This is a genomic window from Streptomyces sp. NPDC056948 (assembly GCF_042674225.1).
Taxonomy (GTDB): Bacteria; Actinomycetota; Actinomycetes; order Streptomycetales; family Streptomycetaceae; genus Streptomyces; species Streptomyces purpurascens.
Genome location: NZ_JBHUQX010000356.1, coordinates 1 through 10,112, shown reverse-complemented (window position 1 = coordinate 10,112; position 10,112 = coordinate 1). Strand labels below are relative to the sequence as shown.

At 70.3% G+C, this 10,112-nt stretch carries 12 protein-coding genes; 4 read left to right on the top strand and 8 right to left on the bottom strand.

Going from position 1 to position 10,112, the window contains the following annotated elements:
• Positions 1-3: 3 nt before the first annotated feature.
• Together ACFTZL_RS33970 and ACFTZL_RS33965 are read right to left on the bottom strand one after the other, a co-directional pair.
• On the bottom strand, positions 4-342 hold the full coding sequence (locus ACFTZL_RS33970; RefSeq protein WP_114252339.1) for a P-II family nitrogen regulator: 339 nt from the start codon (positions 340-342) through the stop codon (positions 4-6).
• Entirely contained in the window at positions 339-1,649 is a 1,311-nt protein-coding gene (locus ACFTZL_RS33965) for an ammonium transporter (RefSeq protein ID WP_382590839.1), read from the bottom strand. Before ACFTZL_RS33965 ends, ACFTZL_RS33970 begins: the two co-directional genes overlap by 4 nt.
• Positions 1,650-1,821: 172 nt before the next feature.
• Here ACFTZL_RS33965 and era point away from each other — a divergent pair, with 172 nt between their 5' ends.
• On the top strand, positions 1,822-2,784 hold the full coding sequence (gene era, locus ACFTZL_RS33960) for a GTPase Era (protein WP_382590836.1): 963 nt from the start codon (positions 1,822-1,824) through the stop codon (positions 2,782-2,784).
• A gap of 15 nt (positions 2,785-2,799) precedes the next feature.
• On the opposite strand, the gene ACFTZL_RS33955 is transcribed toward era, so the two are convergent.
• The 6 genes from ACFTZL_RS33955 to ACFTZL_RS33930 all read right to left on the bottom strand — a co-directional run bounded on the left by ACFTZL_RS33955 (position 2,800) and on the right by ACFTZL_RS33930 (position 7,993).
• Positions 2,800-4,626: an ABC transporter ATP-binding protein gene (locus ACFTZL_RS33955; protein WP_382590833.1), complete on the bottom strand. Its 1,827-nt coding sequence runs from the start codon at positions 4,624-4,626 to the stop codon at positions 2,800-2,802.
• On the bottom strand, positions 4,604-5,077 hold the full coding sequence (locus ACFTZL_RS33950; RefSeq protein ID WP_382590830.1) for a lasso peptide biosynthesis B2 protein: 474 nt from the start codon (positions 5,075-5,077) through the stop codon (positions 4,604-4,606). Before ACFTZL_RS33950 ends, ACFTZL_RS33955 begins: the two co-directional genes overlap by 23 nt.
• Positions 5,074-5,400, bottom strand: coding sequence for a lasso peptide biosynthesis PqqD family chaperone (locus tag ACFTZL_RS33945; RefSeq protein WP_382590827.1), 327 nt, complete (start codon positions 5,398-5,400; stop codon positions 5,074-5,076). The genes ACFTZL_RS33950 and ACFTZL_RS33945 overlap by 4 nt, the downstream gene beginning before the upstream one ends.
• Positions 5,381-7,222 carry a lasso peptide isopeptide bond-forming cyclase gene (locus ACFTZL_RS33940; RefSeq protein ID WP_382590824.1) on the bottom strand — a complete coding sequence of 614 codons (1,842 nt, stop codon included), beginning with the start codon at positions 7,220-7,222 and terminating at the stop codon, positions 5,381-5,383. Before ACFTZL_RS33940 ends, ACFTZL_RS33945 begins: the two co-directional genes overlap by 20 nt.
• Before the next feature lie 82 nt (positions 7,223-7,304).
• Positions 7,305-7,418 (bottom strand): keywimysin-related RiPP, encoded by a 114-nt coding sequence (locus ACFTZL_RS33935; protein ID WP_107092234.1) that lies wholly within the window; start codon positions 7,416-7,418, stop codon positions 7,305-7,307.
• A gap of 128 nt (positions 7,419-7,546) precedes the next feature.
• Positions 7,547-7,993, bottom strand: a complete 447-nt coding sequence (locus tag ACFTZL_RS33930) for an ATP-binding protein (RefSeq protein ID WP_382590821.1) — start codon at positions 7,991-7,993, stop codon at positions 7,547-7,549.
• A gap of 238 nt (positions 7,994-8,231) precedes the next feature.
• Here ACFTZL_RS33930 and ACFTZL_RS33925 point away from each other — a divergent pair, with 238 nt between their 5' ends.
• The 3 genes from ACFTZL_RS33925 to ACFTZL_RS33915 form a co-directional block, all read left to right on the top strand.
• Entirely contained in the window at positions 8,232-9,104 is an 873-nt protein-coding gene (locus tag ACFTZL_RS33925; protein WP_382590818.1) for a helix-turn-helix domain-containing protein, read from the top strand.
• Positions 9,101-9,352 carry a DUF397 domain-containing protein gene (locus tag ACFTZL_RS33920; protein WP_189723446.1) on the top strand — a complete coding sequence of 84 codons (252 nt, stop codon included), beginning with the start codon at positions 9,101-9,103 and terminating at the stop codon, positions 9,350-9,352. Before ACFTZL_RS33925 ends, ACFTZL_RS33920 begins: the two co-directional genes overlap by 4 nt.
• A gap of 48 nt (positions 9,353-9,400) precedes the next feature.
• A partial coding sequence (locus ACFTZL_RS33915; protein ID WP_382590815.1) for an SAM-dependent methyltransferase occupies positions 9,401-10,112 on the top strand: 712 nt, incomplete at its 3' end.

Sequence of the window (10,112 nt, the reverse complement as noted above, 5' to 3'; positions counted from 1 at the left end):
GTGTCAGAGTGCGTCGGGGCCGCGCTCGCCCGTCCGTACCCGCACGACGGTGTCGACGGGCAGCGCCCACACCTTGCCGTCGCCGATCTTGCCGGTGTGCGCGGCCCTCACGACCGCGTCGATGACGGCCTCGGCGTCCGCGTCCTCGACGACGACCTCGATACGGACCTTCGGCACCAGGTCGACCTGGTACTCGGCGCCGCGGTACACCTCGGTGTGGCCGCGCTGCCGGCCGTAGCCGCTGGCCTCGCTCACGGTCAGGCCGTGCACGCCGAGTTCCTGCAGGGCGTTCTTGACCTCGTCGAGGCGGTACGGCTTGACGATCGCGGTGATGAGCTTCATGCCTGGGGGGTGACCTTCTGGGCGTGGGGGACGACGGAGGAGGAGACCGGGGCGCCGTGGCCCAGGACCCCGTGATCGTAGGCCGTCTCGGCGTGCACCGTAAGGTCCAGGCCGGTCTGCTCCTGCTCCTCGCTCGCGCGGAAGCCCATGGTGACGTCGATCAGCTTGCCGATGCCGTAGGTCACGGCGAACGCGTACACCGCCACCACGACCACGGCCAGCAGTTGCTTGCCGAGCTGGGCGAGGCCGCCGCCGTAGAGGAGGCCCTCGGCGCCGCCGGTCATCGAGTCGACGGCGAAGACGCCGATGAGGAGCGTGCCGATGACACCGCCGACCAGGTGGACGCCGACGACGTCGAGGGAGTCGTCGTAGTTCAGCTTGAACTTCCAGCCCACGGCGTAGGAGCAGACCGCACCGGCGGTGAGGCCGACGACCAGGGCGCCGAGCAGGGAGACCGAGCCGCAGGACGGGGTGATGGCGACCAGGCCGGCGACCGCGCCGGACGCCGCGCCCAGGGTCGTGGGGTGGCCGTCGCGCTTCTGCTCGACGAAGAGCCAGCCGAGCAGGCCGGTGCAGCCCGCGGCGAGGGTGTTGAGGAACGCGGCGGCCGCGAGGCCGTTGGCGCCGAGGGCGGACCCGGCGTTGAAGCCGAACCAGCCGAACCAGAGCAGGCCGGCGCCCAGCATCACCATGGGCAGGTTGTGCGGGCGCATGGAGTCCTTCTTGAAGCCCATGCGCGGGCCCAGGACCAGGCACAACGCGAGCCCCGAGGCGCCGGAGACGATCTCGACGGGCAGGCCGCCGGCGAAGTCGAGGGCGCCGAGCCTCTCCAGGATCCAGCCACCGGGGCCCCACACCCAGTGCGCGACCGGAACGTATACGAGCAGCGCCCACACCGGCACGAAGACCAGCCAGGCCCCGAACTTCGCCCGGTCGGCGACCGCGCCGCTGACCAGGGCGGCCGTGATGATCGCGAAGGTGAGCTGGAAGGTGGCGAAGAGGAGGGTGGGGACGGTCCCCTGGACGCTGTCCGGGCCGAGGCCGCTCATGCCGATGTGGTCGAGCCCGCCGATGAGACCCCCCGCGGCGTCCTCGCCGAAGGTGAGGGAGAACCCCGCCGCCAGCCACACCACCGTCACCAGGGCGATCGACACGAAGCTCATCATCAGCATGTTGAGCACGCTCTTCGTGCGGACCATGCCGCCGTAGAAGAGGGCCAGGCCGGGAGTCATCAGCAGGACGAGGGCGGTGGCGGCGAGCAGCCAGGCGGTGTCGCCGGTGTCGGCGCTTGCGGCGGCCAAGGACACGGTGTCTCCAACGGGGTGGGGCTCCGGGGGCTCGTCAGAGGTTCACCAACGTCCGTTTCCGGTTGCGTACGGGTGTGTTTCCGTGACGTTTCGTTGCGTGAGGGTTTCCGGGAGCTCACGCGTCGGCCGGCGTTCGGGCGCCTGTGCGGCGGGGCTCTGTGGATCAGGGAGAATGGGCGCCATGAGCGTTCGTACCCAGTCATCCGAAGAGTCGGCCGAAGCTGTCCACAGGGCTGGCTTCGCCTGCTTCGTGGGCCGTCCCAACGCGGGCAAGTCCACCCTCACGAATGCTCTGGTCGGCCAGAAGGTGGCGATCACGGCGAACCAGCCGCAGACGACGCGGCACACCGTGCGGGGCATCGTGCACCGCACGGACGCGCAGTTGATCCTGGTCGACACCCCGGGGCTGCACAAGCCGCGCACGCTGCTGGGCGAGCGGCTGAACGACGTCGTGCGCACGACGTGGGCCGAGGTGGACGTGATCGGCTTCTGTCTGCCGGCGAACGAGAAGCTCGGCCCCGGCGACCGCTTCATCGCGAAGGAACTGGCGTCCATCAAGAAGACGCCGAAGATCGCGATCGTCACGAAGACCGACCTGGTGGACAGCAAGACGCTCGCCGAGCAGCTCATCGCGATCGACCAGCTCGGCAAGGAGCTCGGCTTCGAGTGGGCGGAGATCGTCCCGGTGTCGGCGGTCGGCGACAAGCAGGTGAACCTGCTGGCCGACCTGATCGTCCCCCTGCTGCCGGAGGGCCCGGCGCTCTACCCCGAGGGCGACCTGACCGACGAGCCCGAGCAGGTCATGATCGCGGAGCTGATCCGGGAGGCCGCGCTGGAGGGCGTCCGCGACGAGCTGCCGCACTCCATCGCCGTGGTCGTCGAGGAGATGCTGCCCCGTGAGGACCGCCCCGCCGACAAGCCCCTCCTCGACATCCACGCCTTCGTCTACATCGAGCGCCCCAGCCAGAAGGGCATCATCATCGGCCCCAAGGGCAAGCGCCTGAAGGAGGTCGGCATCAAGTCCCGCAAACAGATCGAGGCCCTGCTGGGCACGCCGGTCTTCCTGGACCTCCATGTGAAGGTCGCCAAGGACTGGCAGCGGGATCCCCGGCAGTTGCGCAAGCTGGGGTTCTGAGGGCCGGCTTCTCGGTCATCCGGCTCCGCCCTTCAGGCCTGCCGTGCGCGCCACGTGGAGATCCCCGGTCTGTTGGGCGCGGATGAGCGACCTGTAGTGCTCACTGCTGTCGAGGAGCTCCCCGTGGCTGCCCGTGGCGACGACCTGGCCGGCGTCGAGGACGACGATCAGGTCCGCGGCGCGGATGGTCGACATGCGGTGCGCGATCACGAGCAGCGTGCACTCGCGCGCTGTTTCCCGCATCGACCTGCGCAGCGCCGCTTCGCTGACCGCGTCCAAGTGGGCGGTCGGTTCGTCCAGCAGGAGCAGGCGCGGCCGGGCCAGCAGAGCCCGGGCGATCGCGATCCGTTGGCGCTCGCCACCGGAGAGCGCCATGCCGTGCTCCCCGGCGTCGGTGTCCAGACCGCGCGGCAGCCGGGCGATCAGGTCCGTGAGGTGCGCCAGCTCGACCACCCGGTCCAGCTCCTCCGGCCCGGCGTCCGGTACGGCATAGGTCAGGTTCTCCCGCAGCGTGCCGTACAGCACCGGGGCATGCTGTTCCACCAGACCGACCCGGGCCCGGTGTTCGGCTCGGCCGGTCTCCTGAATGTCACGGCCGCCGAAGAGGATGTGGCCGCGGTCCGGGTCGTAGAACCGCTCGATCAGCGCGAACACGGTGGACTTTCCGACTCCCGAGCTGCCGATCAGGGCGACATGGGAGTGCTTCGGCGCCTCGAAGGTCACGCCGCGCAGGACGGGGCGTCGCGGTTCGTAGCCGAACCACACGTCACGGAACTCCAGCGCGGGCGCTCGCGGCCGGCCGCTACTGCCACCTGCCGCTCCGGCCGCCGGAGCGCCCGCTGCTGACACGGCGTCCTGTTCCGTGGGCAGCTCGAGCACTTCCGTGACCCTGCGGTACGCCCCCACGCCTTGCTCCATGGTGCTGAGCGACTGGAAGAGCATGCCGATCGGCTCCACCAGGTAGATCATGTACAGCAGAAAGGCGGCGAGGTCGGCGATCGACCCCTGCCGGTCGGCGACGCGCACGCCGCCGATGAGCAGCACGACGACGAACGATCCCTTGACGGCCAGCTGGATCGCCGGTGCCACTACGGCGTCCAGCTTCGCCATGCGCACGCTTCCGACGTAGGCCGATCTGGCGCCACCCGCGATGCGGTCGGTCTCGCGCTGCTCGGCGCGGTTGGCCCGGACGGTGCGGATGGCACCGAGCGCGCGCTCCAGATCAGCGGTCATCGCGCCCGTCGCCCGCTGCGTGAAGAGCGACGCCACCTCGATGCCGTGCAGCACCGAGACGACGATCACGGCGGCGATCGCCACCATGCCCAGCACGACGAGGAACATCAGCCAGTCGAGCCAGATCATCAGCGCCACGATGCCGATGAGCCCGATGGCACCCGTGATCGCTTCGGTGAAGCCCTCCGCGACGAGCAGCCGCAAGGTCGTGCTGTCGGTACTGGTGCGCGAGATCAGATCGCCGATGCGGTGGCGGTCGTAGACGGCCATGGGCAGCCGCAGCACGTGCTTGATCAGGCCGAGCCGGATGCCCAGGACGATTCCTTCGCCCGTGCGGGCCAGGACGAACTGGGCGAGGCCCTGCACCAGTGCCTGGGCGAGGAAGAGGACGACGAGCAGGGCCAGGGCGGGGCCGATCGCGGTGCCGGACGCGGTCGACTCGATCACTCGCTTGACCAGCAGCGGCTGGGCCAGGCTCAGAGCCGAGGCCCCGAGCGTCAGCAGGACGGCGAGGGCGACCCACCGCCGGTGGCCGTGCAGCAGGCGCAGAAAGTCCCACGGGGCGGTCCGGCTCCGCTCCACCGTCTCATCCGTCGCGTCGGGCTTCATGGACCACGGCCTCGCGGCTGACGGAACCAGGAGCGCAGGGCACGGTGAAGAGGGGGCGGAAGTAGTCGGGCGGGTGGTTCTCTCCCACCGGCACCCCTTCCGCCTCCACCCAGGCGTGCGCACCGAAGGGCGGCAGACGCCGCGCGCCTACGCACCAAGTCGGCCACTGGCCGTGCAGGCGGCACAGCAGGATCGTGGCCAGGGACCGGGGCAGGCACCCCTCCCGCCCTCCGCACGCCAGACTGACCGCGACCACGGAGTCCCGGGCGGCGCGGGTCTGCTCGAGGGTGGCCGGACGGGCGCCCCGGCGCAGCCACTCCAGCACGGCCCTGATGCGCCGTGGGCGTCGGCGGGCCAGCAGCCGCGCGGCGCCTACGGCGAGCCGGACCGGGATCCGGCGCCGCAGAGGCACCGAACGCGGGTCGTGGAAGATCGCCTCCGGTGAGGTCATCGCCGCCTCCTCCCCGCCCGTCGGCCGAGTCCGTGGGGCCATCGGCCGTGCGTCCCACGGCCGGAGTCGTCCTGGCCCAGGCCCGCCGAACGCAGTTCGCCGACCAGCTCCCGGACGTCCCGGTGCGCGGTGCCGATGTCCACTGCGTACTCCTCGGTGAGCCTTTGCGCGGCATCGGCTTCGGTACCGCCGTCCAGCAAGGTCCGCAAGGTGAGGGCGGCGCTGGGATTGAGCGTCCAGTACTGGTCGCGTTCCTCGTCGAGGAGCGTGATTCCGTAGTCCGTCTCTGCCGTGAACACACCCTCACGCAGCTTGAATGCCATCGGCCCTCTCCAGCTCCAGCGTGCGGAGCCACATCTCGCACACGACGGTCTGGTACAGCGCGTCGAACGGCAGGGTCGGGGGCAGCGGCCGACTGCACGTCTCGCGCAACACCTCCGCGTCGATCAAGCCCGACCGGGCCAGCCGGGAGTCCTCGCACAGGGCCAGCAATTCGCCACGCTGCTCCCGCATCCCGGCCTCCGCCTCGTACGAACCCTCATCCTTGGTGTGACGGGTCAGGCTCTCGTCGGGAACGATGCCGCGCATCGCCTCGACGATGAGCGGCTTGTACTGCCAGGGGGTGATCCTGTCCTGCGGCCGTACCGCCAGGCCCGCTTCGATCACGCGATCGTCGTAGTAGGGGGCGGCGAGGGTGATGCCGGCGCGGGTGGCCAGCTGCCCCACCTGCCGGACCATGCGGGCGTTGTTCCCCATGGCCTCCAGCTCGATGTGCTGTCCGCGCCTCTCGGCCAGTGGTTCGGCGGTACGCGCCGCGGTGCGGATCAGCTCTCGTACGGCCTCGACGGCGTCCGGTGTCGCCCACGGGGGGAGCCGCGGTGGCGTCCCCCAGTCCAGCGCGGGTGCCTCCAAGGGGGGCGGTACGTCGGTGAGCAGCTCGCCGGCTCGGGCGAGCCACGCGCGGTAGGAACTGTTGTCCCACAGCTGCCGGAGTGTTTCCCGATACGGCCACGGGCCCTGGGCGGCGAAGCCACGCAGGCGCTGCCACGCGGTCCTGGGGTGGGTTCGTATCAGCGTGTGCAGATGCGCGGGTGAACCGGCGAGCAACTCGTCGCCGCCGAAGCCCGTCAGGTGCATGCGGGAGCCCCGTGCCGCGGCCAAGCGTGGAATGACCAGACAGCGGCTGGGATGCATCATCGCCGGGCACGGCTCGTCGAAGCGCTCGTCGACCTCCTTAAGGCCCTCATACACCATAGGCAAGCGGTCTCCGGCGATGACGTGGTGTCCGACGTCGCCCAGTCCCGCGACCGTCCGGCGGGCCCAGGTCACGTCGTCGCACAGGGGGTCAAGGCCGTCGGCGGTGTAGGCGATGACCTTCGCCGTGCCGCGTGCGGCCAGAGCACACACTGAGGTCGAATCCAGGCCGCCCAGATCGCAGCTCACCACGTCGCGTCCCCGGACGCGGACCTCCACCGCCGTCGAGAGCGCCTGCCGCAACGCCGGCGCGCCCTCGGTCATCGGCACCACCGGCTCGGGAGGCGCCCACCACGCGACGGGCCGTCCCCGGCCGTCGGCGTCGAGCACCAGGTAGTGGCCCATTCCCACGGCGCTCACCTCACGCCACACCGGCTCGCCGGCCAGCGGGTGGGGGGCGCACGGATTCAGCAGGCGGGCCGCCAACCGCTGCTCGTCGACCTCCGCGTCGAGCAGGGCGGCCAGGACGTCGGCCCGGTCCGCGGCCACGGTGGCGTCACCGATCCTGGCGTGGAACACCCGGCGAAAGCCGGTGAGGCTCCCCTGGACACGCACCCGCCCGGTGACCGACGCGATCAGATGGGAACTCCCGGCCATACCACGGGCCAGACCGTCCAGGCCGGCGATGGTGTCGATGCGGCCGGCCGCGTGATCGAGCCGCTCGGTGGTGACGGCGTGTTCACCGACGACTGCGATCTTCGTCCGGCCCGCCTCACCGACGGTCAGGGCACCGGTGGACCAGCGGCCGAGCAGCCACGGCCGTCCCGATGGGTGGCTTACCGCCTGGACCTTCCGGGTGCGGAGCGAGGCAGCCACCCGGGCCGCCGAAGCGCAGTCCGGAAGGACGACCAACCAGCCCGGCCCCTCGCCGGAATCAGGAGAATCGACCATGCCGGTGCTTTCCTGATCTGGGCGGCAGGACTGATGCCCTACCGCCACCTGGAGATCTCGCGCCGGTGGAACAACCGGCGGATCAGAAGAACCTCCTCCGGAAGAACCAGAACCGTTCCGGTCCGGCCCTGAAGCCGAGACCGGTCTTGCGGAATGAGCCGACCGCGGTCAGCGTCGGACGCTCGTAGGTGCGCATGTCGTTGCACCTCCTGAACTGCGCGCGTCGCTATCGGTTATCTACTCCACAATAGCCACTAGTGCTATCAAATGACCAAAATGTCCAGCTCTGTTGTTGGTTCAATATTCAGGACGCAGTGCATCGCGTCATAACGCCGTCGCCAGGCTCGCCCAGACCGCGTTGCCGCCCGTGAGGGGTGAGCGGACGATTCCCCAGCTGTCGGCTATCTCGCGGACGAGCAGGAGCCCGCGGCCGTTCTCGTCGTCGAGGCCGGGGCGGCAGTCGGGTATGCCGCGGCCCGTGTGGTCGCCGTCGTGCACCTCGAGCCGGAAGCGCGCGTCCGGCATCAGCCCGACGCCGCACAGGATCCGCTCACTGAACGTGTGCAGCACGGCGTTGGTCACCAGCTCGGACACGAGCAGGACGGCGTTCGCGCACGCCTCGTCGGGCACCTGCCACGAGTCCAGCCGCGCGCGCATGGCATGACGGGCGCTTCTGACGCTGGTCCGGTGCGGCGGCAGTTCCAGCCAGTGGATGCGGCCCGGGCGCACCGCGTCCAGGTACCGGGGGGTGGAAGTCGTGTGGGGGGACACGGCGATCGCCTTCCGTGGGGGGTGGGAAGGGGCGAGGCGGACAACGGACCGGCCGGAAAAGGGGAGTGGGGGGCTCCGGCACCCTGGTTGCACAAGTAACTATGCTCGTAGAGCAGTTCACGCTGCAACCATCTCCCTGATAATTTCAAACGGAACGCATCGCACCGCTCGGTTGCCCGGCAGAACGATCAAGTCCCGGCCGGCTTCGCGACGGTGACGACCCCTCAGGAGGTACGGCGTGAACGACGCGCGATCAGGCACCGGCGCCGGCGCACCCACCGTTCTCCGCATGATCCTCGGCCGTCGGCTCCAGGAAGCCCGGCAGAGCGCCGGCCTCTCGCTCGACGACGCGGCCAGGACCCTGCGCGTGACACCGCTGACCATCCGCCGCCTGGAAAAGGCCGAGGTCGGCCTGAGGATCCTCTACGTCGAGAAGCTGCTGGAGACCTACGGCGCCGGCCGGCAGGAGATCGACGAGTTCGTCACCCTGGCCGAGCGGGCCAACGAGCCCGGCTGGTGGCACCCGTACCGCGATGTGATGCCGTCCTGGTTCACCGCCTACGTGAGCCTGGAGACCGGCGCGAGAACGGTGCGCACCTATGAGCCGCAGTACGTCACCGGCCTGCTCCAGACGCCCGGGTACGCCGGTGCCGTGCTGGGCGGGGGCTTCCCGAACGACGACGAGGAGGACCTCCAGCGGCGCGTGGAGCTGCGGCTGCGCCGCCAGGGCCTGCTCACCAAGCAGGACGCGCCCACGCTCTGGGTGGTGATGGAGGAGGCCGTACTGCACCGCGTGGTGGGCGGCCCCGAGGTGATGCGGGAGCAGATCGACCGGCTCCTGGAGGCGTCCGAGCTGGAGCACGTCAGCGTCGACATCGTCCCGTTCGCCGCGGGCGCCCACGTCGGGGCGTGCGCGCCGTTCACCTACTTCCGGTTCGAGGAGCGTGAGCTGCCCGACATCGTCTACAGCGAGATCCTCTCCGCCTCCGTCTACCTCGACCAGCGTGCCGACGTCGTGGCTCATCTGGAGGCGCACAACCGGCTGTCTCTGAAGACCTCGTCCGCGGACAGCAAGGCGCTGTTGAACCGCATGCGGAAGGAGTACGCATGACCATCGCCGAGGGCACCGTCTACAACGGGATGCCCGCGTCGGACCTGGGGGAGCAGGGCTGGGAACGGCCCTGGAGCGGTCCGAACGGGGGGCAGTGCGTGGAGGCCAAGCAACTCGCCGACGGCCGCGTGGCGGTCCGGCAGTCCACGGATCCGGCCGGTCCCGCGCTGATCTACACGCCCGAGGAGATCACCGCGTTCGTCGCGGGGGTCAAGCAGGGCCTCGCCGACCATCTGACGGCTCACTGAAGCCCCACCGAGCCGACTCGCACCACCACCCCCCACGAGAGGCACAGCATGACCCAGTCGCAGGCCGCGCGGGACATAGACACCAGCAGGCCGCACTCCGCCCGCATGTACGACTACTACCTCGGCGGCAAGGACCACTTCGAGGTCGACAAGCAGGCGGCCGAGCGGGTCGCCGAGGCCTACCCCGCCATCTTCGTGTGCGCCCGCGAGAACCGGGCCTTCATGCACCGGGCCACCCGCGTCCTCGCGCGTGAGCACGGCATCCGCCAGTGGCTGGACATCGGCACCGGCATCCCCACCGAGCCCAACCTGCACCAGGTGGCCCAGTCCGTGGTCCCCGACGCCCGGGTGGTCTACGCCGACAACGACCCCCTCGTCCTCAAGTACGCCGAGCGCCTGATGCGCAGCTCCGCCGAGGGCCGTACGACGTACATAGAGGCGGACGTCAACGACCCCCAGACGCTGCTGAACGCGCCCGCCCTGGCCGAGATCCTGGACCTGAGCCGCCCGGTCGCGCTGTCCCTCAACGCCCTGATGCACTTCGTCACCGACGCCCAGGACCCCTACGGCATCGTGCGCCGCCTGCTGGACGTCCTGCCCTCGGGCAGCGCCCTGGCGCTGAGCCACTGCACGCCCGACTTCGACGCCCCCACCTGGCAGAAGGTCACCGACATCTACACCACGGCCGGGACGCCGGTGCGGTTCCGCTCCCAGGCGGACGTCGCCCGCTTCTTCGACGGCCTGGACCTGCTGGAGCCGG

Excerpts from the sequence above, each read along its gene's own strand:
- era (WP_382590836.1), top strand. The coding sequence starts at position 1,822 with ATGGGCGCCATGAGCGTTCGTACCCAGTCATCCGAAGAGTCGGCCGAA.
- ACFTZL_RS33935 (WP_107092234.1), bottom strand. The coding sequence starts at position 7,418 with ATGCGCACCTACGAGCGTCCGACGCTGACCGCGGTCGGCTCATTCCGC.
- ACFTZL_RS33940 (WP_382590824.1), bottom strand. The coding sequence starts at position 7,222 with ATGGTCGATTCTCCTGATTCCGGCGAGGGGCCGGGCTGGTTGGTCGTC.
- ACFTZL_RS33945 (WP_382590827.1), bottom strand. The coding sequence starts at position 5,400 with ATGGCATTCAAGCTGCGTGAGGGTGTGTTCACGGCAGAGACGGACTAC.
- ACFTZL_RS33970 (WP_114252339.1), bottom strand. The coding sequence starts at position 342 with ATGAAGCTCATCACCGCGATCGTCAAGCCGTACCGCCTCGACGAGGTC.
- ACFTZL_RS33950 (WP_382590830.1), bottom strand. The coding sequence starts at position 5,077 with ATGACCTCACCGGAGGCGATCTTCCACGACCCGCGTTCGGTGCCTCTG.
- ACFTZL_RS33920 (WP_189723446.1), top strand. The coding sequence starts at position 9,101 with ATGACCATCGCCGAGGGCACCGTCTACAACGGGATGCCCGCGTCGGAC.
- ACFTZL_RS33955 (WP_382590833.1), bottom strand. The coding sequence starts at position 4,626 with ATGAAGCCCGACGCGACGGATGAGACGGTGGAGCGGAGCCGGACCGCC.